Source organism: Xanthomonas protegens, from assembly GCF_038442435.1.
Taxonomy (GTDB): domain Bacteria; phylum Pseudomonadota; class Gammaproteobacteria; order Xanthomonadales; family Xanthomonadaceae; genus Xanthomonas_A; species Xanthomonas_A sontii.
In genome coordinates this window covers 1-26,167 of record NZ_JAQJCQ010000001.1, presented here as the reverse complement: position 1 = coordinate 26,167, position 26,167 = coordinate 1, and the positions used below count along the sequence as shown (strand labels likewise).

Here is a 26,167-nt window from a genome sequence, read left to right as displayed (position 1 = left end):
GCGAGGGTAGACAGTTGGGGGTGTCGGCGACAGTGTGAGATGCGTCGCAAGTGCGCGACGGATGCAGGCGAATGCCGGGTGTTCTTTCGCCCGGATTCGCGAGCCGGCAAGGGAACACGTGCAGTCGTGCCGCTGTTTCGTCTGCGTGGTTCTGCGCGTCGCCCGTGCATGCCGGTGCGTGCCGGCAGGAACTCGGGTTTCGCCGTCACTGCCGATGCACGAGACGTCTGTATCGGGTCGTTGCAACGCTTGCGTGCGTCGCCGGTCGCTCGCGCGGCGAGCCGCTGACGCGTGTACGCAGGCGCGACACAGGCGACGCTAGGTTGGCGCCATCTCGACAGTTCCCAGCCAGAGGAGGCCATCCGATGACCGAGGCGAACCGACACGTCCTGGAGGCCGCGAACGCCGCCATCGCCGCAGGCGATTACGAAGGCTTTCTCGCCCATTGCACCGAAGATACGACCTGGCACTTCATCGGCGAGCGCACATTGCGGGGCAAGCAGGCGGTCAGGGAGTGGATGGCCGAGGCCTACCGGCAGCCGCCGCAATTCGACGTCCGCAAGTACATCATCGGCGACGGCCACGTCGTGGCCCTCGGCCAGATCACGCTCGATACCGGCGACGCCGGGACGTCGCTGTTCTCCTACTGCGACGTCTGGCGGTTTCGCGATGGGCGGATGGCGGAACTGGAGGCGTACGTGGTTCCGCTGTCTGCAGGCCAGGACGGCTAGCGACGCGCATGCGCCTCGGATGTCCGTTCGCAGCGCGGCCATCCCGCGTCTCCGCACGGCGTCGGCGGCGGGATCGCTCAGTGCAGCAAGGTGTCCGCCAGCAGCTTCAGATTGAGCACCACGATCAGCGCGGCGATCGCCCAGGCCAGCCAGGCCAGCCCGCGGCGCACCACCAGGGGGCCCATCCGCTGCTTGTCGGTGACGAAGCGCACCAGCGGGATCACCGCGAACGGCAACTGCATCGACAGCACCACCTGGCTCAGCACCAGCAGCTTGGCGGTGCCCTGTTCGCCATACAGCGAGGTCACCGCGACCACCGGCACGATCGCCAGGCCGCGGGTCAGCAGGCGCCGCGCCCACGGCGGCAGGCGCAGGTGCAGAAAGCCTTCCATCACGATCTGCCCGGCCAGGGTGGCGGTGACGGTGGAGTTGATGCCGGAGGCCAGCAGCGCCACCGCGAACAGGGTCGAGGCCAGGCCGACGCCGAGCATCGGTGCCAGCAGTTCGTGGGCCTGTTCGATCTCCTGCACGTCGGTGCGGCCATGCGCATGGAACACCGCGGCGGCCAGGATCAGGATCGCGGCGTTGACGAACAGCGCCAGGCTCAGCGCGATGGTGCTGTCGGCCAGTGCCCAGCGCAGCGCCGAGCGGCGGCCCTGGTCGGTGCGCTCGTAGGCGCGGGTCTGCACGATCGAGGAATGCAGGTACAGGTTGTGTGGCATCACCGTGGCGCCGATGATGCCGATCGCCAGGTACAGCGCGGCCGGGTCGGTCACCACCTGCGCACGCGGGATGAAGCCTGACAGCACCTCGCGCAGAGGCGGCGCGGCCAGCACGATCTGCACCAGGAAGCAGGCGAAGATCACCGTCAGCAGGGCGATCACGAACGCTTCCAGCGCGCGGAAGCCGCGGCGCATCAGGAACAGCACCAACAGCGCGTCGATCGAGGTGATGATCGCGCCGGCGGTGAGCGGGATGCCGAACAGCAGCTTCAGCGCGATCGCGGTACCGATCACCTCGGCCAGGTCGCAGGCGACGATCGCCGCCTCGCAGGCCAGCCACAGCAGGAAGTTCACCGGCTTGGAGTAGTGCGCACGGCAGGCCTGGGCCAGATCCAGACCGGTGGCGATGCCCAGTCGCGCGGCCAGGCCCTGCAGCACGATCGCCATCAGGTTGGACAGCAGGATCACCGACAGCAGCAGGTAGCCGAAGTGCGAGCCGCCGGCGATGTCGGTCGCCCAGTTGCCCGGGTCCATGTAGCCGACCGAGACCATGTAGCCGGGGCCGAGGAAGGCCAGGAAGCGGCGCCAGCCCAGGCCGCTGCGCGGCACGGCCACGCTCGCATGCATCGCACCCAGGCTGGGACGCGCCTCGCCACGGCTGGCGTGCGCGGCAGCGGAACTCGGCAGGGGCAGGGGGGCGGCCATGGCAATGACAGGTGGGACGGGGTGCGAACGAGTATATAGCATGTGCTATATGGATTAGCATTGGCAATTCAGATCGCTGCGATAGCCCGGATTCGGCCAGAATAGGCAGGTGGCCGGCGGGCGCCGGCACAGGACAAGGGCGTTGCGATGCAGAAAAGCGGGAAGTCGATGGCGCCGCCGGCGGTGCTGCTCGACGCCGAAGTGCAGGTCGAAAGCTTCCGCCAGGTGCGCGAGGCGCACCGCCTGGAGCTGATCGAGGACTACGTGGAGTTGATTTCCGACCTGCTCGCCGACGGTGGCGAAGCGCGGCAGGTGGATATCGCCGCGCGCCTGGGCGTGGCCCAACCGACCGTGGCCAAGATGCTCAAGCGCCTGGTCAAGGGCGGCTGGGTGGTGCAGCGCCCCTACCGCGGGGTGTTCCTGACCGCCGAGGGCGAGGCGCTGGCCGCGGCCAGCCGGCAGCGCCACCAGACCGTGGAGCAGTTCCTGCTGGCCCTGGGCATCGACGCCGATACCGCGCGCCGCGATGCCGAGGGCATCGAGCACCACGTCAGCGAAGCCACGCTGGCGGTGTTCGGCGAGTTCGTGCGCAAGCACAACGCGTCGCAATGAACGCCGGCGACGACGCGCAACGGGCGCGCGATGCCCACTGGATGCGCCACGCCCTGGCCCTGGCCGAGCGTGCAGAGCGCGAGTTCGACGAGATCCCGGTCGGCGCGGTGCTGGTCTCGGCCGAGGACGAGGTGCTGGGCGAGGGCTGGAACCTCAACATCGCCGAACACGACCCCAGCGCGCACGCCGAGATCGTCGCGCTGCGCCAGGCCGGCCGCCGGATCGGCAATCACCGCCTGGTCGGCAGCCGCCTGTACGTGACCCTGGAGCCGTGCGCGATGTGTGCGATGGCGGTGGTGCATGCGCGGGTGGCGGAGCTGGTCTATGCCGCCACCGATCCCAAGACCGGCGCCTGCGGCAGCGTGTTCGATCTGCTCGCCGATCCGCGCCACAACCACCGCGTGCAGGTCCGCGGCGGGGTGCTGGCGACAGAGGCCAGCACGCGCCTGACCAACTATTTCCGCGCCAAGCGCGGCAAGCCGCCGCTGGGCGCGTGAGCGGCCAGCCCCTGCCGGTCGCGCAGGCCGCGCGGTATCATTGAAGCCTGATACGACACTTCCGCGCCGGCCTCGCCGCCGCGAACGACAGGACGGTGATATGGCGCAAGCGCACGTGGCGAACGATCGGCTGATCTGGATCGATCTGGAAATGACCGGCTTGGATACCGATCGCGATTCGATCATCGAAATCGCCACGGTGGTGACCGACGCGCAGCTCAATGTGCTCGCCGAAGGCCCGGAGTTCGCCATTGCCCATCCGCTGCAGACGCTGGAGGCGATGGACGAGTGGAATCGCAACCAGCATCGCCACTCCGGCCTGTGGCAGCGCGTGCTCGACAGCCAGGTCACGCTGGCCCAGGCCGAGGCCGAGACCATGGCGTTCCTGACCCAGTGGTGCAAGCCCGGCACCTCGCCGATGTGCGGCAACTCGATCTGCCAGGACCGGCGGTTCCTACACCGGCAGATGCCGCGGCTGGAGCGGTTCTTCCACTACCGCAACCTGGACGTGTCGACGCTGAAGGAACTGGCGCGGCGCTGGGCGCCGACGGTGTCGGCCGGCCTGACCAAGACCTCCTCGCACACCGCGCTCAGCGACGTGCACGATTCCATCGACGAACTGCGTTACTACCGTCCGTTCATGGGCACGCTGGGCGGGCAGGGCGAGGGCTGATCCGCGATCCGGACGCCGTCAGAGAGCACGCGGCAGACCGCCCGACGATCGTCGGGCGGAGGATACAGTCGCGCGGGGAATGCAGGTGCTGACGCCGCCGCTCAGCGCGCCAGCGGCGGTCCCGGCTTGGTCTCGCCGTCGTCGGTGACGCCCTTGGTCAACAATTCCGCGATCGGGCGCCCGTCGGCATCGTGGTGGTACACGTGCAGGTCGCGCTGCGGATACGGAATGCTTAGCCCGTTCTCCAGCAACTGGTTGCGGATCTGCTCCAGCGTGCTGCTCTTGGCCGCGCCGAAATCGCTGTTCTTGGCGTAGCCGAACAGCATCAGGTCCACCGTGCTCTCGCCGAGGTTGGTGACCTGCACGAACGGGGCGGGCGTCTTCAGGATGTTCGGATTGTCCTGCGCGATCTTCAGCAACAGTTCCTGCGCCTTCTTCAGGTCGTCGCCGTAGCCGACGCCGACGGTGATCTCCAGGCGCCGGTTGGGCAGGGTGCTGTAGTTGACGATCGGCGCGGTGGTGATGGTGCTGTTGGGCAGGGTCACCATGCGCTCGTCGAAGGTGCGGATGCGGGTCTGGAAGATCCGGATCTCGTCGACCACGCCTTCCTGGCCGGCCACCACCACGTGGTCGCCGTCGCGCATCGGCCGCAGCACGATCAGCATCACCCCGGAGGCGATGTTGGACAGCGAGTCCTTCAGCGCCAGGCCCACCGCCAGGCCGGCGGCGCCGAGCACGGCGAACAGCGAGGTCGGCGGCACGCCGATCTTCTGCAGCGCTGTGACCAGCACCAGCACCAGCATCAACGCATAGGCGACGTTGCGCAGGAAATTGCTGAGCGTGGCTTCCACCCGTGCGCGCAGCAGGGCGCTGCGCAGCCATTCGCTCAGGCGCTTGGCGATCCACATCCCGACTACCAGGATCAGGATCGCCACGCCCCAGTTGAGCGCGTACTGCGCCCAGTCCAGCGTCCGCCAGTCGAACGGGCGCGCCGCGCGCGTCGCCGGCGCAGCGGTCGTGGCCGCCGTCAGTGCCGTCAGCCACGACTGCATCGGCATCACCCCTTGCTCTTGAGCTTGGCCAGGCGCAGCCAGGTGTCGACCACGGTGTCGGGATTCAGCGACACCGACTCGATGCCTTCCTGCATCAGCCACTCGGCCAGGTCCGGGTGATCCGACGGACCCTGGCCGCAGATGCCCACGTACTTGCCCTTGGCGCGCGCGGCCTTGATCGCCATCGACAGCATCTTCTTGACCGCCGGATTGCGCTCGTCGAACAGGTGCGCCACGATCGAGGAGTCGCGGTCCAGGCCCAGGGTGAGCTGGGTCAGGTCGTTGGAACCGATCGAGAAGCCGTCGAAGATTTCCAGGAATTCCTCGGCCAGCAGCGCGTTCGATGGCACCTCGCACATCATGATGATCTTCAGGCCGTTCTCGCCCTGGCGCAGGCCGTTGCTGGCCAGCACCTCGACGACCTTGCGGCCTTCCTCGAGGGTGCGCACGAACGGGATCATGACCCACATGTTGTCCAGGCCCATCTCGTTGCGGACCTTGAGCACCGCCTTGCATTCCAGCGCGAACGCGGCGGCGAAGCTCGGATCGACGTAGCGGCTGGCGCCGCGGAAGCCGATCATCGGGTTCTCTTCGTGCGGTTCGTAGTTGCTGCCGCCGATCAGGTTGGCGTACTCGTTGGACTTGAAGTCCGACAGGCGCACGATCACCGGGTGCGGCGCCACCGACGCGGTCAGCGTGGCGATGCCTTCGGCCAAGCGATTGACGTAGAAGCTGACCGGGTCGGCGTAGCCGGCGATCTTCGCGTCGATCTTCTTCTTGGTCGCCGCGTCCTGCTTGGCGTATTCCAGCAGCGCGTTGGGATGGATGCCGATGTGCGCGGCGATGATCATTTCCAGGCGCGCCAGGCCGATGCCGGCGTTGGGCAACTGGCCGAAGTCGAACGCGCGCTCCGGGTTGGCCACGTTCATCATGATCTTCAGCGGCGCCGGCGGCATGTTGCCCAGGTCCGTGGTGGTGCGCTCGAACGGCAGGCGCTCGCCATAGATGTAGCCGGTGTCGCCTTCGGCGCAGCTCACCGTCACTTCCTTGCCGTCCTCGACCAGCTCCATCGCGTTGCCGGTGCCGACCACGGCCGGCACGCCCAGCTCGCGGGCGATGATCGCCGCGTGGCAGGTGCGGCCGCCGCGGTTGGTGACGATCGCCGAGGCGCGCTTCATCACCGGCTCCCAATCGGGATCGGTCATGTCCGCGACCAGTACGTCGCCCGGCTGCACCCGGTTCATGTCTTCCAGGCTGCGCACCACGCGGGCGACGCCGGCGCCGATCTTCTGGCCGATCGCACGGCCTTCGGCGATCACCTCGCCGCGCTGCTGCAGCGCGAAGCGTTCGATCTGGGTAGCGTGGCCGCGCGACTTCACCGTCTCCGGGCGCGCCTGCACGATGAACAGCTTGCCGCTGACGCCGTCCTTCGCCCACTCGATGTCCATCGGCCGCTGGTAGTGCTGCTCGATCACCAGCGCCTGCTTGGCCAGTTCCTGCACGTCCTCGTCGCTGATCGAGAAGGTATTGCGCAGTTCGACCGGGGTGTCCTCGATGCGCACGCGCTCGCCCGGCACGTCCGAATACACCATGCGGATCAGCTTGCTGCCCAGCGAGCGGCGCAGGATCGCCGGCTTGCCGGCCTTGAGGGTGGGCTTGTAGACGTAGAACTCGTCGGGATTGACCGCGCCCTGCACGACCATTTCGCCGAGGCCGAAGCTTGAGGTAACGAACACCACGTCGCGGAAACCGGACTCGGTGTCCAGGGTGAACAGAACGCCGGAGGCGCCAACGCCGGAGCGCACCATCAGTTGCACGCCGGCCGAGAGGAACACGTTCTCGTGCTTGAAGCCGTGGTGCACGCGGTAGGCGATGGCGCGATCGTTGTAGAGGCTGGCGAAGACTTCCTTGACCTTGTGCACCACGTCGTCGGCGCCGGTCACGTTGAGGAAGGTCTCCTGCTGGCCGGCGAAGCTGGCGTCGGGCAGGTCTTCGGCGGTCGCCGAGGAACGTACCGCGACCGCGATGTCGCCACCGCCGTTCTCGCTGCACAGCTGCGCGTAGGCCTCGCGGATCGCCTGGTCCAGCTCCGGCTGCAGCGGCGCATCGATCACCCAGCCGCGGATTTCCTTGCCGGCGGCGGTCAGCGCGCCCACGTCTTCCACGTCCAGCGTGGCCAGCTTGTCGAAGATGCGCTGGTACAGATCGTTGTGGGCGACGAAGGCCTTGAACGCCTCGGCGGTGGTGGCGAAGCCGCCAGGCACCGATACGCCGAGCCCCGCCAGGTTGCCGATCATTTCGCCAAGGGAGGAATTCTTGCCACCGACGCGAGCCAGGTCGGCCAGGCGCAGCTCATGCAACCACAGGATGTTCTCGTTCAAGCGCGATGCTCCGTTAGGCCATCGCCCGAGGCGGGCTGAATGGCCGCGTCCGTGAGGGAAGAAGCCGATATGATGCAGTGCGCACCCGAGCCGGCACAAGCGAAGCGGGCGCATCCGTTGGGTTTCAGCCAGGAGAATGCAGGCAATGTCGACGATCAGACCGGTGTTCTACGTGTCCGATGGAACCGGTATCACCGCTGAAACCATTGGGCATAGCCTGCTCACCCAGTTCAGCGGTTTCAGCTTCGTCACCGACCGCATGTCGTTCGTCGACGATCCGGAAAAAGCCCGCGACGCCGCGCAGCGGATCCATGCCGCAGGGGAGCGCTATCAGGTTCGGCCGATCGTGGTCAACTCCTGCGTCGATCCGCAATTGAGCATGCTGCTGGCCGAGAGCGGGGCGCTGATGCTCGACGTGTTCGCGCCCTTCATCGAGCCGCTGGAGCGCGAATTGAACGCGCCGCGGCACTCGCGGGTGGGGCAGGCGCACGGTCTGGTCGACTTCGAGACCTACCACCGCCGCATCAACGCGATGAACTTCGCGCTCGCGCACGACGACGGCATCGCGCTCACCTACGACGAAGCCGACGTGATCCTGGTGGCGGTGTCGCGCGCGGGCAAGACCCCGACCTGCATCTACCTGGCGCTGCATTACGGCGTGCGCGCGGCCAACTATCCGTTGACCGACGAGGACCTGGAGAGCGATCGGCTGCCGCCGCGGCTGCGCGCCTATCGCAACAAGCTGTTCGGGCTGACCATCGATCCGGAGCGGCTGCAGCAGATCCGCCAGGAGCGGCGGCCGAATTCGCGCTATTCCAACGCCGAAACCTGCCGACGCGAAGTGGCGGCGGCCGAAACCATGTTCCGCATGGAGCGGATTCCGACCCTGAGTACCACGCATACCTCGATCGAGGAGATTTCCAGCAAGGTGCTGGCGACGCTGGGACTGCAGCGCGAGATGTTCTGAGAGAGGGGGATGACTGGCCAGCGCGCGCCGGTCGGGCGGGGCCGTTCCTGGCGGCGACGGCATTTCCGCACGTCCTCGCAGGGATTTCCACGGTAGGCCGCTAGCGCCGATCCGTCAATGCTGCCGCCGGCGCGATCCAGCGTGTAGGATCGGTCCATGCAGCACGCCATGACCCGCAGCGAACGCATCCCCCGGCTCAGCCGTTTCGGCTGGCTGATGGGGCTGTACGCCGAGAACTATCTGCACCTGAACCGCCTGTTCGTGCCGGCCGACCTGGCCGCCGGCAGCTACGTGTCCAGCATCGGCGACGGCTTGGACCTGCGCCTGGACGTGATCGAGCGTCACCGCTACACCGTCGAGCTGCGCCTGACCTACGATCTGTGCGACCCGCTGACCGGCGAGCCGGACCCGTCGGCCTACGTGCGTCTGTACCTGGACGCGCGCCAGGCTGAGACCACGCATTGCTATGTCGGCCGCCGCTGGCAGGACGTGATGGGGCTGTACCCGCCGCCGGCTGAACTGATCAGCCACCGCATGCGCATGAACACCTTTCTCGGCAAATGGCTGGAATATCTGGCCGAGCGCGGCCACGGCGTGGCCACGCTGCGCCCGGCGCCGCCGCTGCCGCGCGCCTCCCAGGACGCGGCGACGCCCGCCGTCTAGCCACAGGCTGGACGAAGCGGCGGCGCGGTTACGGCATACTGCGCGCCCGTCGCCATCCGCCTTCTCCGCATGCCTTACACCCCCATCGTCGCCACCTTGGGCTACGTGCTCTCGCCCGACCGCAGCCAGGTGCTGCTGGTCCATCGCAATGCCCGGCCCGGCGACCATCACCTGGGCAAGTACAACGGCCTGGGCGGCAAGGTCGAGGCGGACGAGGACGTGCTGGCCGGCATGCGTCGCGAGATCCTGGAAGAGGCCGGCATCACCTGCGAGGCGCTGCAGTTGCGCGGCACCATCAGCTGGCCGGGGTTCGGCAAGCACGGCGAGGACTGGCTGGGCTTCGTGTTCCTGATCGAGGCCTACGCGGGCGAGCCGTTCGCCGAGAATGCCGAGGGCACGCTGGCCTGGGTGCCGATCGCGCAGATGGACACGCTGCCGCTGTGGGAGGGCGATCGCCATTTCCTGCCGCTGGTATTCGATGGCGATCCGCGCCCGTTCCACGGGGTCATGCCGTACCGCGACGGACGCATGCAGTCCTGGCGCTACTCGCGGGTCTGACGCGCTCGCGCTGCCATGAAGCCCCTCTCCCACCGGGAGAGGGGTTGGGGTGAGGGTACGGCGCGAAAGCGACTCAAGGAGTTTGGGGGTGCGGCGCGAAAGCGACGCGCGGAGTTCGGTTGCACCAGGCTCCACCCGTACCCTCATCCGGCCCTTCGGGCCACCTTCTCCCGGCGGGAGAAGGACAGCCTCTTCCTTGCTCGTCGGGAGATGGGCGAGCGGCCGGCGCCGCTCGGTCGAACGCCCGCGCGACACCGCGTCCGTCTTGTCCACAGCGGCTGTGGATCGATCCTGCACAAGCCTGTGGGCAAGCGTGGCAAGTCGCTGAAATGACTGCTCGATTTCGCCGGGTGGCGAAAATTTCATCAGCCCCGGCCGCGCTTCTCCACAGCCGGTGTGGATGAAAGCGCACGAACGCTGTGGATAAGATGCCGCTGGCGTTGTGCCGCAACGGCCGCTGCCGAGTTGGCGAAAAATTCGCCAGCGTCGATTGCGCGATCCAGCAGGCGCACCTGCGTGCTTGCCGCAGCGCTACTGCGCGGTCCAGCCGCCGTCGATGGCGATCGTCTGCGCGGTGATGTTGCGCGCCGCCGGCGAGGCCAGGAACGCCACGCAGCCGGCCAGTTCGTCGTAGGCGATGAACACGCCCTTGGGCATCGGCTTGAGCATCACCTGGGCGATCACGTCGGCTTCGGAAATGCCGCGGGTGCGCGCCTGGTCGGCGATCTGCCTGTCCACCAGCGGCGTTTTCACGTAGCTGGGGCAGAGCGTGTTGATGGTGATGTCGGTGTCGGCGGTCTCCAGTGCGATCACCTTGGAGAAGCCGACCAGGCCGTGCTTGGCGGCGACATAGGCGCTCTTGTACGGGCTGGCGACCAGCGAGTGGATGCTGCCGATGTTGACGATGCGGCCGAAGCCGCGTTCGCGCATGCCCGGCAGCACCGCCTGGGTCAGCCGGGCGACGCTGGTCAGCATCACCTCCACCAGCAGGCTCCACTTGTCCATCGGGAACTCCTGCAGCGGCGCCACATGCTGCAGCCCGGCGTTGTTGACCAACACGTCCACCGGCCGGCTGACGGCAGCCAGCGCCGCGGCGATGCTGTCCGCGCTCGCCACGTCCAGCGCCACCGCCTCGGCCGAGCCGCCGGCCTGGCGCACCTGCGCGGCGACCGTTTCGGCGGCCTCGAGGTCCAGGTCGCTGACGACGATGTGGCGGCCGTCGGCGGCCAGTGCGTGGGCGATGCCGGCGCCGATGCCGCTGGCGGCGCCGGTGATCAGGACGGTCTGCATGGGGAGTACCTGCGCGGAGTGGGGAGCGGTCAGCGTAGCAGCGCGCCGCGACGCCCGGCAGCGGCCGCTCGCCAGTGCGGCGGCGCCACGCTACCCTGTGCCGTCGCTCGCCGCTCACGCCGGATCCGCCACGTTATGCCGATGAAACGCCACTTCTCCATGCTGCGCGAGTTCCAGCTGGCCGACTGGTTCACCCTCGCCAACGCCTTCTGCGGCACCGGCGCGGTGTTCGCGGCGATGCGCTTCCTGCAGGACGGCCGCCGCAGCGACCTGCTGTTCGGCATGGCGCTGATCCCGCTGGCATTCGTGTTCGACGCTTTGGACGGCCGGGTGGCGCGCTGGCGCAAGTCGTCCTCGACCCTGGGCCGCGAGCTGGACTCGCTCGCCGACGTGATCTCCTTCGGCGTGGCCCCGGCGGCGCTGGCCTACGCCTGCGGCATGCAGGGCGGTTGGGACTGGCTGGTGCTGAGCTTCTTCGTCTGCTGCGGGGTCAGCCGCCTGGCCCGCTACAACGTCACCGCCGAGCAGATCGCCGGCGATGGCGACAAGGTGCCGTACTTCGAGGGCACGCCGATCCCGAGTAGCCTGGGCCTGGTCATCGTGCTGGCGATCGCGGCGCACTTGGGCCATATCGGCGACGCCTTGTGGTGGGGCGAGTGGCGGTTGGGGCCGTGGCTGCTGCACCCGCTGGCGCTGCTGTTCGCGCTGTCCGGCTCGCTGATGATCAGCAAGACGCTACGCATTCCCAAGCCCTGATCGCAGCGGGTTGCTATCATCGCGGGCCAGGTCTGGAGAGTGGCGATGAAGGCTAGCGGCGGTGGCGCCGGCGATTTCGAGGCGATGACGCGGCAGTACTGGGACGCCTGGAGCGCCGCATTGCGCCAGGGCGCCGCGGCCCCCACGTCGCCCGCGGCTGGCGATGGCGCCGGTTCCTGGCGCGAGGCGATCGCGGCCTGGAGCCAGTGGCTGCCTCGCGGCAGCGCGCCGCAGGCCGAGGACGCGCTGGCGCAGTTCCAGCAGCAGGCCGGCGATTGGCTCGGAGCGATGCAGCAGGTGGCGGCGCAGTTCGCCGGCCGCGACGCCAGCAGTGCCGACGTCGCCGACGCCTGGAAGCGCCAGGTACAGGGCCAACGCGAGCAACTGCTGCAGTGGCTGCTGGGTGCGGTGCGCGGCGCCGGCCAGGGCGGGATCGACCCGTGGCTGCAGCAGGCGGCACAGTGGCTGCAGGGACTGCAACGCGACAGCGGCCCATGGCTGCAGATGCCCGGGTTCGGCCCGGCGCGCAACCACCAGGCGCGCTGGCGGGCGCTGGCCAAAGCCCAGCAGGACTACCAGGCGCAGTTGCAGGCCTATCTGGGGCTGCTGCAGGGCGCCATCGACCGCGCTTTCGGCCTGTTCGAGGAGAAGCTGCGCGCGCACGAGGATCCGGGCCGGCAACTGACCAACGCGCGGGCGATGTTCGATCTGTGGATCGACGCGGCCGAGGAAGCGTATGCGGCGGCCGCGCTGTCGCCGGAGTTCCGCCAGGTCTACGCCGACGTCGCGAACGCGCAGATGCGCCTGCGCGCCCTGCTGCAGCGAGAGACCGAGCAGGTGTGCGAGCAGGTGGGCCTGCCCACGCGTACCGAACTGGATGCCGCGCATCGGCGCATTGCCGACCTGGAACGGCGGCTGCGACGACTGGAGCGCGGCGAAGGGCAGGGCGCGACTGCCGCAGCCGGACCTGCACCGGTTGTCACGGCCCCGGCTTCGCCGCAGAAGAGCGCCAGGAAGACCGCGACCAGGCCGGCCCCTGCGCGGGCGGCAGCCGCCGCGCCCAAATCCAAATCCAAATCCAACGCCGCCACGCCAGCGAAGGCCACGCCCGCCGTCAAGCCGCGGCGGGCCGGGACCACGCCGGCGGCACGCCGGAGTCGCGCATGAAGGGACCGCTGAGTTTCAGCAGCGACGATCTGGTCCAGGAAACCCTGGAGCTGCAGCGCAAGCTGCTCGAAGGTCTGCGCGTGCTGCCGGGCCTGGACGCGGTGGACTACGGCGCCACCGCACGCCAGGAAGTGTGGCGCGATGGCAAGGTGGTGCTGTACCGCTTCGTCGGCGAACGCCCGCCCACCGCCAAGGTGCCGCTGCTGATCGTCTATGCCCTGGTCAACCGCCCGTACATGGTCGACCTGCAGGCCGACCGCTCGCTGGTGCAGGGCCTGCTGGCGCTGGGCGAGGACGTCTACGTGCTGGACTGGGGCTACCCGGACCGCTCCGAGCGCTACCTGACGCTCGAGGACTACCTGCTGCGCTACATCGACGGCGCGGTGGACCATCTGCGTTCCGCAGGCGGCGGCGCGCCGGTCAACATGCTCGGCATCTGCCAGGGCGGCACGTTCTCGCTGTGCTACGCGGCGCTGCAGCCGGAGAAGGTGCGCAACCTGATCACCATGGTCACTCCGGTGGATTTCCACACCCCGGACAACATGCTGTCCAACTGGGCGCGCCAGGTCGATGTCGACCTGTTCGTGGACACGCTGGGCAACGTACCGGCGGACCTGATGAACGTCAGCTACCTGATGCTCAAGCCGTTCCGCCTGAACCTGCAGAAGTACGTCGGCCTGCTCGACATCCTCGACGATCCGCGGGCGCTGGAGGACTTCCTGCGCATGGAGAAATGGATCTTCGATTCGCCGGACCTGGCTGGCGAGACCTTCCGCGAGTTCGTCAAGCAGTTCTACCAGGACAACGCGCTGATGCACGGGCGCGCGCGCATCGGTGCGCACACGGTGGACCTGGGGCGGGTCACCATGCCGGTGCTCAACGTCTATGCCGAGCAGGACCACCTGGTGCCGCCGGACGCGTCGCGGGCGCTGCGCGGCGTGGTCGGCAGCCGCGACTACGCCGAATTGAGTTTCCGCGGCGGCCATATCGGTATCTACGTCTCCGGCCGCGCCCAACGCGAAGTGCCGGCGGCGCTGCACCAGTGGCTGGCCGAGCGCGATGGCGGGCACTGAGCGCCAGCGGCGGCCTGTCGTGCCGCCAGGGGCGCGCCTTGCTGGCGTCGTGCTGGCGGTGGCGCTCGCCTGCCTGAGCGTGCAGCGCGGTACGGCTGCGCCTGCGGCCGCGGCCGACCGTGAAATCCGCGGACTGCTGGCGGCGTTGCAGTCCTCGCCGTGCCGGTTCCAACGCAACGGGACCTGGTACTCCGGTCGCGAGGCCGAGGCGCATCTGCAGCGCAAGTATGCGGCACTGCGTTCGCGCGACCTGGTGGACAGCGCCGAGCAGTTCATCGCGCGCGGCGCCAGCCGCAGCAGCGTCAGCGGACGCGCCTACCGTGTCGCCTGTCCTGGCCGGCCGGAACAGGAGGCGGCGGCCTGGTTCGAGCAACAATTGGCGGCGTTGCGCCGTCACGCCGCGCCCGCACCGGCGCGCGTAGAGTGAGCCAGCCGCCGTCGCTGGAGCCGCTGCCATGTCGCAACCCCGTTCGCTGTCGCGCTCGTTGAACGACCGCATGATCGCGGGCGTGATGGGCGGGATCGCCCACCGCTTCGGCTGGAATGCGACCCTGCTGCGGGTGCTGTACGTGGTCGGGTCGATCGTCTCGGCCGCCTTCCCCGGCATCTTGGTCTATCTGATCCTGTGGCTGCTGATTCCGAACGAAGCCGATTGACGCGGCCGCGGCCGCGGGTCTGGCGCCGTGCCGGCATCGCCGTCGGCGTCCTCTGGACCTCGCCGAACACCATCCTGGGCATGCTCGCGGGGACCATCGCGCTGGCCTTCGGGGCGCGCCTGCGCTTCAGCCGCCGCGAACTGGCGCTGGTGTTCGAACGCGTGCCGATGCGGCCACGCGGGGCGATGACGCTGGGCAACGTGATCCTGCTCAGCGCAGACGACCTGGACGTGGCCTGCGCCACCTACGAGCACGCTGCCGGTCGCTGCCGGCACCCTGCGGTACGGCTCGGCGACCACGAACGTGCGCACGTGCTGCAGTACATGCTGCTCGGGCCGCTGTTCCTGCCGGTGTACCTGGCCTGCGGCGGGGTCAGCGTGCGCAATCCATTGGAACGCGCCGCCGATCGCTATGCGCTGTACGGCCGCGGTTGGTGGCCGGGGACGGGTTGAGTTCAGTGCACCGACCATCGCGTGTTTTCGCGTAGGAGCGGCTTCAGCCGCGACGGGCTTTCCCGGGACCGCCCCGGTCGCGGCTGAAGCCGCTCCTACGGATGTACCAGTGGCGCTTGTTGATGGCTCGGCTCAGTCGAGCCGGGAGAAACCGAACAGGCGCTTGAGCGGGTGCGCATGCCGCTCGATCTGCGCGCGCAGCAGGCCGGCGCCGATCATGCTGTAGGTGATGCCGTTGCCGCCGTAGGCCATGGCGAACTGCACGCGCGGGCCGTGCTGCGGGTGCGGGCCGAAGAACGGCAGGCCGTCCTCGGTCTCGGCGAAGGTGCCGGCCCAGGCGAAGGTCGGCTGCAGCTCCAGTCCCGGCATCACCTTGGCGATCTTGCGCGACAGCGTGCGCGCCTTGCTGTCCACGCGCGCGTCGCGGCGCGCCGGCACGTCCACGCTGTCGTCCTCGCCGCCGGCGACGATGCGGCCGTTGCCGGTGCTGCGCAGGTACAGATACGGCCGCGCGCTTTCCCAGATCATGGTGTCGCGCAATGGGCCGAGGACGGAAGGCTCGAGCGGGTCGCTGACGAAGGCGTAGCTGCTGCGGTTGCGGGCAACGCGTTGATCCAGCCAGTGCTGGTTGGCGTAGCCGGCGGCCATCACCACATGGCCGGCGCGCACCTGCGCGCCCTGGTCGGTGTGCAGGGTCACGCCGCGTCCAGTGACCACGATCCGCGCGATGCGGGTGCGGTCGTAGACACCGACGCCGCGCCGGAAGGCGCGGCCGAGCAGGCGGTAGGTGAGGCGGTACGGATCCACCCGCGCCGCCTGGTGGCTGAGGATCGCGCCGTGCGCCTGGAGGCCGTAGTCCGCGTCCAGCGTCTGCGCGTCCAGCCATTCCACGTCCAGGCCGTGTCGCGCGCGCACTTCCAGCTCTTCCTGCAGCACCCGCACGTGGCGGCGTTTGCTGGCGTAGTACAGGCTGTCGTTCCAGCCGAAGTCGACATCGCGCAGCGGCCGGACCAGATCGCGCAACTGCTCCAGCGCCTGCGCGCAGGCGCCGTAGGCGAGGGCGGCGGCAGGTTCGCCATAGCGCTTGGCCAGATCGATCAGATGGGTGTCGATCTCGTACTGCAGCAGGGCGGTGCTGGCCGCGGTGCTGCCCCAGCCGATGTCGCGCTGCTCCAGGACCGTCACGGCATGCCCGTGCGCGCTCAGTTCCTCGGCGATCAAGGCGCCGGTGATACCGCCGCCGACGACCGCGACATCGCAGCGCACGTCGTCGCGCAGCTGCGGAAAGCTTTGCATCAGGCCGTTGCGGACCGACCAGAAGGGATAACCGCTCTTGAGATCCATGACGCCCCGGTGCAGAAAGGATGTGCGACTTAGGCGCAGGTCCGGTTAAGTCCGCGTGAGCCGCCGCGGACGTCATGTTCGGGCAAACAGCCGCGATTAATCTCGGTGCAGAAGTCCCTCACATGGCGCTGTGTATGGTGCGCGCCAGTTCCACGAATTCCCTGCAGAGGAAGCGTCATGTCGGTCGTTCTGTATATCGGTGGCAGCAAGGACGGAGAGAAGGGCGTCGTGCCCTACGGGTTCCGCAAGTCCATGAAGGAAACCGAGGCAGGCCCGGAGATCTATGTCGAGCGCGTGCTGGCATTGAGCGATCGGCAGGTGCGGATCATGGCGCTGGAGTCGCTGCAGGACGATATCGTGGTAGAACGCTTGCACAGGTATTATTCGCGTTGACGCCGGCGTGCGAACCCCGGTGTGGCCGCCCGCCTAGGCGGGCCAGCGACGGTTCGCATCGACCTGCCACCGACCATGCCCGCACCAGAAACCAGTAACACCTCGGCGCCGCCGACGACCGTCGACCCGAACGCTCCCACCGACATGTCCAACCAGCGCAGCGATATTTTCTTCGCTGCGGTGCAGACCACGCGCATGCCGATGATCGTGACCGATCCGCGGCAGCCGGACAATCCGATCATCTTCGTCAACCGCGCGTTCCTGGAAATGACCGGTTACGGTCGCGAGGAATTGATCGGCAATAACTGCCGCTTCCTGCAGGGGCCGGACACCGATCGCGAGACGGTGCGCAGCGTCCGCGATGCGATCAAGTCGCATGACGAAGTGGCGGTCGAGATCCTCAACTACCGCAAGGACGGTTCCAGCTTCTGGAACGCGCTGTATATCTCTCCGGTGTATGACGACCGCGGCGAGCTGGTGTATTTCTTCGGTTCGCAGCTGGACGTCAGCCGCCGCCGCGATGCCGAGGACGCGCTGCGCCAGGCGCAGAAGATGGAGGCGCTGGGCCAGCTCACCGGCGGCATCGCGCACGACTTCAACAACCTGCTGCAGGTCATGTCCGGGTATCTGGAACTCATCGAGCACGCGGTCGAGAGCGACCCGCTGAATCCGTCGCTGCTGCGCAAGAGCGTGGACCGCGCACGCGATGCTGCCGGCCAGGCCGCGCGCCTGACCCAGCAGCTGCTGGCGTTCGCGCGCAAGCAGAAGCTGGAAGGACGCGTGCTCAATCTCAACGCCCTGGTGGCCGGGATGAGCGATGTGGCCGAGCGCACGCTGGGCGACGGCATCGCGTTCTCGCTGGAACTGGCGCCGGACCTGCGCAACTGCCGGATCGACCCGACCCAGGCCGAAGTGGCGCTGCTGAACATCCTGATCAATGCGCGCGACGCCATGGCCGACCAGGCGGCGCCGCGTCTGGTGATCCAGACCCGCAACGTCTCGGTGCGCGCGGACGAACCCACCACCTACGACAACTTGCTGCCCGGCCACTACGTGTGCGTGTCGATCACCGACAACGGCAGCGGCATGCCGCCTGAAGTGCTGGCGCGCGTGCTGGATCCGTTCTTCACCACCAAGGAAGAGGGCAAGGGCACCGGCCTGGGCCTGTCCATGGTCTACGGATTCGCCAAGCAGTCCGGCGGCGCGGTGCGCCTGTATTCGGAGGAGGGCCACGGCACCACCGTGCGCCTGTACTTCCCGATCGACGACAACGTCGAGAACATGGCCCCGCGCGATTCGCGCACGCGCCGCCCGTTCGATCGCCAGGGCGACGAGACCATCCTGATCGTCGAGGACCGGCCGGACATCGCCGAGCTGGCGCGGCTGTTCCTGGGCGACCAGGGCTATGCCACGCACGTGGTGTACAACGCCCGCGAGGCGTTGGAGCTGCTCGATAGCGGCGTGCACGTGGACCTGCTGTATTCGGACCTGATCATGCCGGGGGGCCTCAACGGGGTGATGCTGGCGCGCGAGGCGCGGCGGCGCCGGCCCAAGATCAAGGTGCTGCTGACCACCGGGTATGCCGAGTCCTCGATCGAGCGTACCGATGCCGGTGGCAACGAGTTCGAGGTGCTGGCCAAGCCGTACAACCGCCAGGAGCTGATCCGCAAGGTGCGCATGGTGCTGGACGGGCCTACCGGGGTCACCTGACGCGACAGGTCGGCGCGCGCCTGTCAACGGGTTCCCCGGCGGCGCGCGCACTGCGAAAATGCGGGTTTTCCGCAAGGCGGCTTCGGCCGGACGCAATGCACGACACTCAGCTCGCCCAGCAGATCGCCAACACCATCGCCGCCGAGATCGGCGCGCAGCCGGCGCAGGCGCGCGCCGCCATCGCCTTGCTCGACGAGGGCGCCAGCGTCCCGTTCATCGCGCGCTACCGCAAGGAAGTCACCGGCGGGCTCGACGACACCCAGTTGCGCAACCTGGAAGTGCGCCTGACCTATCTGCGCGAACTGGAAGAGCGCCGCGCCGCGGTGCTGGCCAGTATCGCCGAGCAGGGCAAGCTCAGCGACGAACTGCGTGCGGAGATCGTCGCCGCCGACACCAAGTCGCGGCTGGAAGATCTGTACCTGCCGTACAAGCCGAAGCGGCGCACGCGCGCGCAGATCGCCCGCGAGGCCGGGCTGGAACCGCTCGCCGACGGCCTGCTGGCCGATCCGAGCCAGGTGCCGGAAACCTTCGCTGCCGGCTTCGTCGATGCCGACAAGGGCGTGGCCGACGTCAAGGCCGCGCTGGAAGGTGCGCGCGCGATCCTGATGGAGCGCTGGGGCGAGGATGCGGCACTGGTCGGCGAACTGCGCACCTGGCTGGGCGAGGTGGGGGTCATCCGCGCCCGCGTGGCCGAGGGCAAGGAGCAGGAAGGCGCCAAGTACCGCGACTACTTCGATCACGCCGAAGCACTGGCCAAGATTCCTTCGCACCGGTTGCTGGCGCTGTTCCGCGCGCGCCGCGAGGAGATCGTGTATCTGGAACTGGATCCCGGCAGCGAGGCCGAGGCCGGCCACCAGTACGCCGAAGGCCGCGTCGCGCTGCGCGCCGGCATCGCCAACCAGGGCCGCCCGGGCGACCGCTGGTTGCTGGATGCCTGTCGCCTGACCTGGCGCGCCAAGCTGCACATGCACCTGCTGCTGGACCTGTTCAACCAGGCGCGCGAAAAGGCCGAGGCCGAGGCGATCGCGGTGTTCGGCGACAACCTGCAGGACCTGATGCTGGCCGCGCCGGCCGGGCCGCGCGTGACCCTGGGCCTGGACCCGGGCATCCGCACCGGCTGCAAGATCGCGGTGGTCGACGCCACCGGCAAGCTGCTGGCCACCGACACCATCTATCCGCACGAGCCGCGCCGGCAGTGGGACCAGTCGCTGCACACGCTGCGGCAGCTGTGCACGCAGCACGGCGTGGAGCTGATCGCAATCGGCAACGGCACCGCCAGCCGCGAAACCGACAAGCTGGCCGCGGACCTGATCAAGCAGAACCCGCAGCTGAAGCTGGAAAAGATCGTGGTCAGCGAAGCCGGCGCCTCGGTGTATTCGGCGTCCGAGTTCGCCGCCAAGGAGTTCCCGCAGCTCGATGTGTCCCTGCGCGGCGCGGTGTCGATCGCGCGGCGCCTGCAGGATCCGCTGGCGGAACTGGTCAAGATCGAGCCCAAGGCGATCGGCGTGGGCCAGTACCAGCACGACGTCGACCAGTACCGCCTGGCGCGGGCGCTGGACGCGCGGGTGGAGGACTGCGTGAACGCGGTCGGCGTGTACGTCAACACGGCTTCGGCCGCGCTGCTGTCGCGCGTGTCCGGGCTGTCGTCGAGTGTGGCCGAGAACATCGTGCGCCACCGCGACGACAACGGCCCGTTCAAGCGTCGCAAGGACCTGCTCAAGGTGCCGCGGCTGGGCGACAAGACGTTCGAACAATGCGCTGGGTTCCTGCGCATCGCCGATGGCGAGGAGCCACTGGACGCTTCGGCGGTGCACCCGGAAGCCTATCCGGTGGTGGAGCGCATCGTTGGCGCCACCGGCAAGCCGATCAAGGCGTTGATCGGCGACGGCGGCTTCCTGCGCGGGCTCAAGCCGGACCAGTTCACCGACGAGAAGTTCGGCGTGCCGACCGTGCGCGACATTCTCAAGGAACTGGAAAAGCCGGGCCGCGATCCGCGCCCGGAGTTCAAGGCGGCGCGTTTCGCCGACGGCGTGGAGGACATCAAGGACCTCAAGCCGGGCATGGTGCTGGAAGGCGTGGTCAGCAACGTCGCCGCCTTCGGCGCGTTCGTCGACATCGGCGTGCACCAGGATGGCCTGGTGCACATCTCCGCGCTCTCGGACAGCTACGTCAAGGATCCGCGCGACGTGGTCAAGGCCGGCGACATCGTCAAGGTCAAGGTGCTGGAAGTGGACGTGGCGCGCAAGCGCATCGCGCTGACCCGGCGCCTGGACGACACACCGGCGCCGGCGCGTCCGGCCGACCGCGACAACGGCGCACGCAATGCCGGCGGCCCGCCGCGCCGCGAGCGCGACGGGCGCGGCAATCCGGGCGGCGGCAATGCCAAGCCGCGGCCGGCTGCCGCGGCGCCGGTCAACAGTGCGCTGGCCGACGCGTTCGCGCGCGCCAAGCGCAGCTGAGGTTCCAGCAGAAACGAGATCCGGCGCGCTCGCGCCGGTGCATCCAGTGCCGGCCGCACGATGCGGCCGGGCAGCGCCGACTCAGGCCGATTCGGCGCGTTGGCTCTGGTCGGTGGCGATCGCGGCCGGTGCCGGCGCCACCAGCGAGGCGGCCAGTCCGAGCAGCTTGACCGGATCCACCGGCTTGCCCAGGTGCGCATCGAAGCCGGCCTCCAGGGCCAGCGCGCGATCCTCGCTGCGCACGTAGGCGGTCAGCGCGATGGCCGGGATGCGGCTGGCCGCGCCGGCGCCACGGGCGCGGATGCTGCGGATCAGGCTGTGGCCGTCGCGGCGCGGCATGCCGACGTCGCTGACCAGCAGCGCATACGGCCGTTCGCGCAACAGCGCTTCGGCATCGTCGGCGCAGACCGCGGCCTCGACCACGGCACCGGCTTCCTGCAGGAAGCGCTGGGTGACGCCCCGCGAATCCATGTCGTCGTCCACCACCAGCACGCGCACGCCATCCAGGCGAATGCCGTCACGCCGCAGCATGCCGCCGGACAGAGCGGCATCGTTGCCACGGCGGATCGGATCCAGGCTCTGTACGTCGTTGCGCGGCAGCAGCAGGGTGAAGGTCGCGCCGAGGCCGACGCCGTCGCTGCTGACCGACAACTGTCCCTGGTGCAGTTCGGCCAGCTGCTTGGCGATCGCCAGGCCCAGGCCGAGGCCGCCGGCGCTGCGCGTGCTGCTGGCGTCGGCCTGGCGGAAGCGGTCGAACACGTGCGGCAGGAACGCCGGGTCGATGCCGATGCCGGTATCGCCGACGGCGATGCGGACGTGGGTGCTGGTGCTGTCCAGGGTCACCGTGACCGTGCCGGCGCTGGGGGTGAACTTGATCGCGTTGCCGATCAGATTGGTCAGCACCTGCTGCAGCCGCACCCGATCGCCCAGATAGGGCAGGGCGGTCGCTTCGTCGGCGACCAGCACGATGTCGATGCCCTTGTTCTGCGCGCCGGGGCGCGCCGCATCGATGGTCTCGCTCAACAGTGCGCGCAGGTCCAGCTCGCCGGCCTCCAGGCGGACCTTGCCGGACAGGATGGCGCTCATGTCCAACAGGTCGTCGATGATCTGCGCTTGCGAATGCGCGCTGCGCTCGATCACCTCCAGGCCCTTGCTCAGGTCCTTCTCGCGCACCGCATCGTCCTGCATCAGCCGCGACCAGCCCAGGATCGCGTTCAGCGGCGTGCGCAGCTCGTGGCTGAGCGTGGCCAGGAACTCATCCTTCATGCGGCTGGCGCGTTCGGCCTCGCTGCGCGCGCTCTGCTCGGCGGCGAGCAGTTGCTGCAGGCGCAGGTCGGTGCCGCGGCGCTCGATGATGATGCCGGCCAGGTGCGAGGCGGAGCGCGCAAGATCCTGTTCGTGCGGGTTGGGGTAGTGCACGAACGGGTAGTACAGCGCGACCACGCCCAGCACTTCGCCATCGCTGGCCAGGATCGGCGTCGAGCAGCAGGCGACGATGTCCGCCTCCAGGGCGGTCGCCAGATACGCCTGCCAATGCGGGTTCACCCGCACGTCGCTGCACAGCACCTGCCGGCGCAGGTAGGCGGCGCGCCCGCAGCAGCCGGTGTTGGGGTCGATCGGCAGGCGCTGCACCGCCTTGCGGAAGGCGGGCGGCATGCTCGGCGCGGCGCCTTCCAGCAGGCACTGGCGGTGCTCGTCGACCAGCATGATGGTGCAGCGCAGGCCGACATCGCTCTGCGACTCGATGCCGCGCGCGATCGCCTCCAGCACCGTGCTCAGCGGCTTGCCGGTGGTGATCATCTCCAGCGCCGCACGCTCGGCGGTGGTGGCATTCTCGATGCGCTTGCGCTCGGAGATGTCCAGCAGCGAGCCGATGAAGCCCAGGAACTGGCCGGACGAACTGAAGCGCGGCGTGGCGGTGTCCACGCACCAGCGGTACTCGCCGTCGTGGCGGCGCAGGCGGTATTCCACGGTGTAGGCGCGGCGGTCGGCACAGGCGCGCGCGAGGGTACGGCCGACCGTGGCCAGGTCGTCGGCATGGATCATTTCCTGCCAGCCGCTGCCCAGCGCCTCCTGTTCGCTCTGCCCGGTGAACAGATACCACTGGCGGCTGATGTATTCGCAGTCGCCGTCGGCATTGGACATCCAGATCATCACCGGCGCGTTGTCGCACAGCTGACGGAAGCGCAGTTCGCTTTCCTGCAGGCGCTGCTCGACCAGGCGGCGGTCGTGGATGTCGGTATTGGTGCCGATCCAGCGCACGATGCGGCCGCTGTCGTCACGGATCGGCAGGGCGCGGCCGAGATGCCAGCGGTACTCGCCGTCGTGGCGGCGCAGCGGGTACTCGATCTCGTACGGCTTGCCGCTGCGCAGCGCTTCCGGCCACACCTCCATCACCCGCGCCAGGCCTTCCTCGGTGTGCACATGGCGCCAGCTGTCGTAGCCGGCCTCGCCGACCGGCAGCCCGGTGTACTCGTACCAGCGGCGGTTGAAGTAGTCGACGTGGCCGTCGGGCATGGCGGTGAACACGATCTGCGGCATCGCATCGGCCAGTTCGCTCAGGCGCGCGGCACTGCTGGCCAGTGCGCTTTGCGCGCCCGCGCGTTGCATCGATTCCCAGCAGCGCGCCGCCACCAGCCGCACCAGCTCGATCTCGGCCGAGGTCCACACGCGCGGCTGGGCCTGGTGCACGCCGATCGCGGCCACCAGGCGGCCGGCCTTGTGCAGCGGTGCGGTCAGCACCGCGCGCATGCCCAGGCGACGGTAGTTCGGATCGTCCAGGCGCATCGGCGGCTGGTGGGTCTCGGTGTCCTGCACCACCCACGGCCGGTTTTCGCGCATGCAGTCCAGCAGGTCGCTGCCGAAATCGCTGAAGCGCGAGCGCCCGGTCAGATGCGAAGCGCCGTCGACGTAGTCGGCGCGCACGTCGAACACGTCCTCGTCGGCCTCGACGATCGCGTAGGCGCAGCGGTTGGCGCCGAGGTGCTGGCCGAGCAGGGCGGCACCGGTCTCGCAGATGGCTTCGGTGCTGTGCAGGTTCTGCAGGGTGTCTTCGAGCATCAGCAGGAAGCTGTCGTGCGCCTGCGCGCGCGCCTGTTCGGTGCGGTCGATGCCGTGCACCAGGATTCCGCTGACCCGGCCCTCGGCGTCGTGCATCGGCTGGTACACGCATTCCAGCGTGGTCTCCGAGGTCGCTTCGTGCGGACTGCGGCACAGCTGGAAGGTCATCGACTCGTCGATGAACGGCACGCCGCTGGTGCGGACGTTGTCGAGCAGGCCAATGACGCCCTGTTGCTGGATTTCTGGGATGGCCTCGGTCAGCGGCCGGCCGACCACCTCGCGCGGTCCGACCAGCTGCTGGTAGCGCCTGTTGACGGTCTGGATCACGTAATCCGGGCCGCGCAGGATCGCCAGCGCCGCCGGCGACTGCTCGAAGGCGTCGGCCATCTGCGCACGTTGCGCGTCCAGCGCCTTCAGCAGCGTGTCGCGTTCGCGCGCCAGGGTGATCCGCGCCGTGTCCTCGGTGCACACACACAGCACGCCGGCGATGCGGCCGTCGTCGTCGAACAGCGGGCTGTAGGAGAAGGTGAAATACACCTGCTCGCTGTAGCCGTTGCGCATCATCGTCAACGGAATATGTTCGTTCCAGGTCGATTCGCCGCTCGTCATCACCTGGTCGGCCTGCGCCCGCACCTCGGGCCAGACGTCTGGCCATACCTCTTCCATCGGCCGGGCGAACCCTTGCGGGTGCCGCAACCCGAGGATCGGCACGTAGGCGTCGTTGTACAGGTTGAACTGGCGCTCGCCCCAGCGCACCGCCATCGGGAACCGCGAGTTCAGGCAGATCGACAGCGCGGTGAGCAGGCTCCGCGGCCAGTGCTCCATCGGGCCCAGTTCGTGCTCACGCCAATCGATGGCGCGCAGCAAGGCCCCCGTGGCGCTGCCGGCGGGAAACCGGACAGGAGGCGGCGAACAGTCCTTGGCGTTGATGGCTGAGTCCCTCGAATCGTCCCGACCAGGCGGCGGGCTTACGACCGAGGATTCTCAGGGGCGTGCGGTCGTCTTGGCGTGAGCGTCCTGCAACGCCTTGATCAGCTGCTCGGACAGGTAGGGCTTGGTCAGCACCACGCCGGCGGCGAAACCGGTAGGGAGCGCGTCGGCGGCCACGCCGGTGGCGAGTACGAAGGGGGTGCCACGCTCGCTCAGCGCCCGGGCGACCGGTTCGCTGGTCTCGCCGGCGGAGAGGCGGAAGTCGAGCACCGCCCGGTCCGGGCGCTCGCTGTCGATCAGCGCAAGGGCCTGCTGCACGGAGTCGGCGATGCCGACCACCTCGGCACCGGCCTGGGCGAGCTGCAACTCCAGCAGCGTGGCGTTCATCTCGTCGTTCTCGACCACCAGGATACGCAGGCCCCGCAATGCCGACATCGCTTGCTCGTTAAGGTTTGGGAACGGAAAGTATAGCGGGACCGTCACTGCCACCGCCTAGACAAACGCGCGCAGGAAGATGAAGCGTTTACCTGTGATCGACGTCGACGCGCGCCGCGGCGGTCGCGCAAAAAACAAACGGCAGCCGAAGCTGCCGTCAGTCCTGGTGCCGAAGGTGGGACTCGAACCCACACGCTTTTAAGGGCGGCGGATTTTGAGTCCGCTGCGTCTACCGATTCCGCCACTTCGGCGCGGCCGCGGAGTATAGCCGACAGTTCGGTCCCGCCGCCAGCGCATCAGCGTTTGCCGTCGTTGGAGGGGCAGTGGGAATGGCAGTGGCCATGGTGCTTCCCGAGTACGTCTATATATAGGTGCGCCGCAGGTTGGGCGGAGGGTTCGGTTCCTGCTGACCGCCCAAGTGGCGCGCAAGTCCACCCGTTGTGCCGATATCGGCAATCGCCGACATGAGTGGAGGATGGCTGTGGAGGCGGGTTGGCGTCGCGTGCGATGAGCTTCGTGCCTCGCGTCCATCGTTCGACGTGAGGCGTAGACGTCGCGCAATGCAGGCGTGCGCGCGGACGCTTCCGGTCGTGGCGAGGTCGTGTGCGGCGTCGCGAACATTCCGCAAAAAAACGCTTGCGTGTGCCGATCACGATCGTTAATATTCCGCTCCTCGCAGCACGTGGGGCCATAGCTCAGCTGGGAGAGCGCTTGCATGGCATGCAAGAGGTCGCCGGTTCGATCCCGGCTGGCTCCACCAACTTTTCGGACATAGGCCGTCCGCAAAGGCGACATCGTTATACAGCGTCCCCATCGTCTAGAGGCCTAGGACATCACCCTTTCACGGTGGCGACCGGGGTTCGAATCCCCGTGGGGACGCC

The 26,167-nt window shown here is 68.5% G+C and carries 23 protein-coding genes and 3 tRNA genes; 18 read left to right on the top strand and 8 right to left on the bottom strand.

All coding sequences use genetic code 11. The features are described from left to right. Window positions 1-365: 365 nt before the first annotated feature. Complete coding sequence (locus PIQ37_RS00130; protein ID WP_342071903.1) at window positions 366-731, top strand: nuclear transport factor 2 family protein; 366 nt, start codon at window positions 366-368, stop codon at window positions 729-731. A gap of 77 nt (window positions 732-808) precedes the next feature. Here PIQ37_RS00130 and PIQ37_RS00125 read toward each other — a convergent pair whose 3' ends face one another. Continuing rightward, window positions 809-2,158, bottom strand: a complete 1,350-nt coding sequence (locus PIQ37_RS00125; protein WP_267114051.1) for an Nramp family divalent metal transporter — start codon at window positions 2,156-2,158, stop codon at window positions 809-811. A 147-nt stretch (window positions 2,159-2,305) separates the two neighbouring features. Here PIQ37_RS00125 and mntR point away from each other — a divergent pair, with 147 nt between their 5' ends. The 3 genes from mntR (at window position 2,306) to orn (ending at window position 3,940) form a co-directional block, all read left to right on the top strand. Further along, window positions 2,306-2,770: a manganese-binding transcriptional regulator MntR gene (mntR, locus tag PIQ37_RS00120; protein ID WP_342071902.1), complete on the top strand. Its 465-nt coding sequence runs from the start codon at window positions 2,306-2,308 to the stop codon at window positions 2,768-2,770. After that, the gene (gene tadA, locus PIQ37_RS00115) at window positions 2,767-3,267 is read left to right on the top strand and encodes a tRNA adenosine(34) deaminase TadA (protein ID WP_342071901.1); all 501 of its coding nucleotides are present in this window, start codon (window positions 2,767-2,769) and stop codon (window positions 3,265-3,267) included. Before mntR ends, tadA begins: the two co-directional genes overlap by 4 nt. A gap of 100 nt (window positions 3,268-3,367) precedes the next feature. After that, entirely contained in the window at window positions 3,368-3,940 is a 573-nt protein-coding gene (orn, locus tag PIQ37_RS00110; RefSeq protein ID WP_017909493.1) for an oligoribonuclease, read from the top strand. 101 nt (window positions 3,941-4,041) lie between these two features. Here the strand turns inward: orn and PIQ37_RS00105 are convergent, their stop codons facing one another. Together PIQ37_RS00105 and ppsA are read right to left on the bottom strand one after the other, a co-directional pair. Beyond that, a complete protein-coding gene (locus tag PIQ37_RS00105; protein ID WP_017909494.1) occupies window positions 4,042-4,992 on the bottom strand; it encodes a mechanosensitive ion channel family protein in 951 nt (316 codons plus the stop codon). A gap of 5 nt (window positions 4,993-4,997) precedes the next feature. After that, window positions 4,998-7,373: a phosphoenolpyruvate synthase gene (ppsA, locus tag PIQ37_RS00100; RefSeq protein WP_342071900.1), complete on the bottom strand. Its 2,376-nt coding sequence runs from the start codon at window positions 7,371-7,373 to the stop codon at window positions 4,998-5,000. A gap of 145 nt (window positions 7,374-7,518) precedes the next feature. On the opposite strand from ppsA, the gene ppsR reads away from it, so the two are divergent. The 3 genes from ppsR (at window position 7,519) to PIQ37_RS00085 (ending at window position 9,561) form a co-directional block, all read left to right on the top strand. Further along, a complete protein-coding gene (gene ppsR, locus PIQ37_RS00095) occupies window positions 7,519-8,340 on the top strand; it encodes a posphoenolpyruvate synthetase regulatory kinase/phosphorylase PpsR (RefSeq protein ID WP_010342958.1) in 822 nt (273 codons plus the stop codon). Window positions 8,341-8,496: 156 nt separating this feature from the next. After that, complete coding sequence (locus tag PIQ37_RS00090) at window positions 8,497-9,003, top strand: DUF1249 domain-containing protein (RefSeq protein ID WP_342071899.1); 507 nt, start codon at window positions 8,497-8,499, stop codon at window positions 9,001-9,003. A gap of 69 nt (window positions 9,004-9,072) precedes the next feature. Beyond that, the gene (locus tag PIQ37_RS00085; protein WP_148828211.1) at window positions 9,073-9,561 is read left to right on the top strand and encodes an NUDIX hydrolase; all 489 of its coding nucleotides are present in this window, start codon (window positions 9,073-9,075) and stop codon (window positions 9,559-9,561) included. A 531-nt stretch (window positions 9,562-10,092) separates the two neighbouring features. Here PIQ37_RS00085 and PIQ37_RS00080 read toward each other — a convergent pair. Beyond that, window positions 10,093-10,851, bottom strand: a complete 759-nt coding sequence (locus PIQ37_RS00080) for a 3-hydroxybutyrate dehydrogenase (RefSeq protein WP_342071898.1) — start codon at window positions 10,849-10,851, stop codon at window positions 10,093-10,095. A gap of 141 nt (window positions 10,852-10,992) precedes the next feature. On the opposite strand from PIQ37_RS00080, the gene PIQ37_RS00075 reads away from it, so the two are divergent. Genes PIQ37_RS00075 through PIQ37_RS00050 form a run of 6 tightly spaced genes read left to right on the top strand, consistent with a single transcriptional unit; the run spans window position 10,993 to window position 14,955 of the window. Further along, window positions 10,993-11,607, top strand: a complete 615-nt coding sequence (locus PIQ37_RS00075; protein ID WP_017909499.1) for a CDP-alcohol phosphatidyltransferase family protein — start codon at window positions 10,993-10,995, stop codon at window positions 11,605-11,607. Window positions 11,608-11,652: 45 nt separating this feature from the next. Then, a complete protein-coding gene (phaE, locus tag PIQ37_RS00070) occupies window positions 11,653-12,774 on the top strand; it encodes a class III poly(R)-hydroxyalkanoic acid synthase subunit PhaE (protein ID WP_342071897.1) in 1,122 nt (373 codons plus the stop codon). Then, window positions 12,771-13,847 carry a class III poly(R)-hydroxyalkanoic acid synthase subunit PhaC gene (locus tag PIQ37_RS00065; RefSeq protein ID WP_342071896.1) on the top strand — a complete coding sequence of 359 codons (1,077 nt, stop codon included), beginning with the start codon at window positions 12,771-12,773 and terminating at the stop codon, window positions 13,845-13,847. Before phaE ends, PIQ37_RS00065 begins: the two co-directional genes overlap by 4 nt. 19 nt (window positions 13,848-13,866) lie before the next feature. Beyond that, a complete protein-coding gene (locus PIQ37_RS00060; protein WP_407136281.1) occupies window positions 13,867-14,274 on the top strand; it encodes a DUF5329 family protein in 408 nt (135 codons plus the stop codon). 28 nt (window positions 14,275-14,302) lie between these two features. Next, window positions 14,303-14,503, top strand: a complete 201-nt coding sequence (locus PIQ37_RS00055; protein ID WP_026144177.1) for a PspC domain-containing protein — start codon at window positions 14,303-14,305, stop codon at window positions 14,501-14,503. Beyond that, on the top strand, window positions 14,500-14,955 hold the full coding sequence (locus PIQ37_RS00050) for a hypothetical protein (RefSeq protein ID WP_342071895.1): 456 nt from the start codon (window positions 14,500-14,502) through the stop codon (window positions 14,953-14,955). The genes PIQ37_RS00055 and PIQ37_RS00050 overlap by 4 nt, the downstream gene beginning before the upstream one ends. Before the next feature lie 132 nt (window positions 14,956-15,087). Here PIQ37_RS00050 and PIQ37_RS00045 read toward each other — a convergent pair whose 3' ends face one another. Beyond that, window positions 15,088-16,299, bottom strand: a complete 1,212-nt coding sequence (locus PIQ37_RS00045) for an NAD(P)/FAD-dependent oxidoreductase (RefSeq protein ID WP_342071894.1) — start codon at window positions 16,297-16,299, stop codon at window positions 15,088-15,090. Between the two features lie 177 nt (window positions 16,300-16,476). Here PIQ37_RS00045 and PIQ37_RS00040 point away from each other — a divergent pair, with 177 nt between their 5' ends. The 3 genes from PIQ37_RS00040 (at window position 16,477) to PIQ37_RS00030 (ending at window position 20,861) form a co-directional block, all read left to right on the top strand. Beyond that, window positions 16,477-16,692 carry a hypothetical protein gene (locus tag PIQ37_RS00040; RefSeq protein WP_017907884.1) on the top strand — a complete coding sequence of 72 codons (216 nt, stop codon included), beginning with the start codon at window positions 16,477-16,479 and terminating at the stop codon, window positions 16,690-16,692. A 75-nt stretch (window positions 16,693-16,767) separates the two neighbouring features. Beyond that, entirely contained in the window at window positions 16,768-18,402 is a 1,635-nt protein-coding gene (locus tag PIQ37_RS00035; protein WP_342071893.1) for a hybrid sensor histidine kinase/response regulator, read from the top strand. Between the two features lie 95 nt (window positions 18,403-18,497). Beyond that, a complete protein-coding gene (locus tag PIQ37_RS00030) occupies window positions 18,498-20,861 on the top strand; it encodes a Tex family protein (protein WP_342071892.1) in 2,364 nt (787 codons plus the stop codon). A gap of 81 nt (window positions 20,862-20,942) precedes the next feature. Here the strand turns inward: PIQ37_RS00030 and PIQ37_RS00025 are convergent, their stop codons facing one another. From PIQ37_RS00025 to PIQ37_RS00015, 3 genes are all read right to left on the bottom strand, one after another. After that, window positions 20,943-24,746, bottom strand: a complete 3,804-nt coding sequence (locus PIQ37_RS00025) for a PAS domain-containing protein (protein WP_342071891.1) — start codon at window positions 24,744-24,746, stop codon at window positions 20,943-20,945. A 159-nt stretch (window positions 24,747-24,905) separates the two neighbouring features. After that, window positions 24,906-25,286 carry a response regulator gene (locus PIQ37_RS00020; protein WP_342071890.1) on the bottom strand — a complete coding sequence of 127 codons (381 nt, stop codon included), beginning with the start codon at window positions 25,284-25,286 and terminating at the stop codon, window positions 24,906-24,908. 164 nt (window positions 25,287-25,450) lie between these two features. Further along, window positions 25,451-25,537: transfer RNA gene (locus PIQ37_RS00015), tRNA-Leu, on the bottom strand. Between the two features lie 433 nt (window positions 25,538-25,970). Between PIQ37_RS00015 and PIQ37_RS00010 the strand changes: the two genes are divergently transcribed. Both PIQ37_RS00010 and PIQ37_RS00005 read left to right on the top strand, forming a co-directional pair. Then, window positions 25,971-26,046: transfer RNA gene (locus PIQ37_RS00010), tRNA-Ala, on the top strand. Between the two features lie 46 nt (window positions 26,047-26,092). Then, a tRNA-Glu gene (locus PIQ37_RS00005) sits at window positions 26,093-26,165 on the top strand. Window positions 26,166-26,167: the final 2 nt, after the last annotated feature.

Bases quoted from the DNA above. Each gene is read 5' to 3' on its own strand.
- PIQ37_RS00130 (WP_342071903.1), top strand. From the start codon at position 366: ATGACCGAGGCGAACCGACACGTCCTGGAGGCCGCGAACGCCGCCATC.
- PIQ37_RS00125 (WP_267114051.1), bottom strand. From the start codon at position 2,158: ATGGCCGCCCCCCTGCCCCTGCCGAGTTCCGCTGCCGCGCACGCCAGC.
- mntR (WP_342071902.1), top strand. From the start codon at position 2,306: ATGCAGAAAAGCGGGAAGTCGATGGCGCCGCCGGCGGTGCTGCTCGAC.
- tadA (WP_342071901.1), top strand. From the start codon at position 2,767: ATGAACGCCGGCGACGACGCGCAACGGGCGCGCGATGCCCACTGGATG.
- orn (WP_017909493.1), top strand. From the start codon at position 3,368: ATGGCGCAAGCGCACGTGGCGAACGATCGGCTGATCTGGATCGATCTG.
- PIQ37_RS00105 (WP_017909494.1), bottom strand. From the start codon at position 4,992: ATGCAGTCGTGGCTGACGGCACTGACGGCGGCCACGACCGCTGCGCCG.
- ppsR (WP_010342958.1), top strand. From the start codon at position 7,519: ATGTCGACGATCAGACCGGTGTTCTACGTGTCCGATGGAACCGGTATC.
- PIQ37_RS00090 (WP_342071899.1), top strand. From the start codon at position 8,497: ATGCAGCACGCCATGACCCGCAGCGAACGCATCCCCCGGCTCAGCCGT.
- PIQ37_RS00085 (WP_148828211.1), top strand. From the start codon at position 9,073: ATGCCTTACACCCCCATCGTCGCCACCTTGGGCTACGTGCTCTCGCCC.
- PIQ37_RS00080 (WP_342071898.1), bottom strand. From the start codon at position 10,851: ATGCAGACCGTCCTGATCACCGGCGCCGCCAGCGGCATCGGCGCCGGC.
- PIQ37_RS00075 (WP_017909499.1), top strand. From the start codon at position 10,993: ATGAAACGCCACTTCTCCATGCTGCGCGAGTTCCAGCTGGCCGACTGG.
- phaE (WP_342071897.1), top strand. From the start codon at position 11,653: ATGAAGGCTAGCGGCGGTGGCGCCGGCGATTTCGAGGCGATGACGCGG.
- PIQ37_RS00065 (WP_342071896.1), top strand. From the start codon at position 12,771: ATGAAGGGACCGCTGAGTTTCAGCAGCGACGATCTGGTCCAGGAAACC.
- PIQ37_RS00055 (WP_026144177.1), top strand. From the start codon at position 14,303: ATGTCGCAACCCCGTTCGCTGTCGCGCTCGTTGAACGACCGCATGATC.
- PIQ37_RS00045 (WP_342071894.1), bottom strand. From the start codon at position 16,299: ATGGATCTCAAGAGCGGTTATCCCTTCTGGTCGGTCCGCAACGGCCTG.
- PIQ37_RS00040 (WP_017907884.1), top strand. From the start codon at position 16,477: ATGTCGGTCGTTCTGTATATCGGTGGCAGCAAGGACGGAGAGAAGGGC.
- PIQ37_RS00035 (WP_342071893.1), top strand. From the start codon at position 16,768: ATGCCCGCACCAGAAACCAGTAACACCTCGGCGCCGCCGACGACCGTC.
- PIQ37_RS00030 (WP_342071892.1), top strand. From the start codon at position 18,498: ATGCACGACACTCAGCTCGCCCAGCAGATCGCCAACACCATCGCCGCC.
- PIQ37_RS00025 (WP_342071891.1), bottom strand. From the start codon at position 24,746: ATGGAGCACTGGCCGCGGAGCCTGCTCACCGCGCTGTCGATCTGCCTG.
- PIQ37_RS00020 (WP_342071890.1), bottom strand. From the start codon at position 25,286: ATGTCGGCATTGCGGGGCCTGCGTATCCTGGTGGTCGAGAACGACGAG.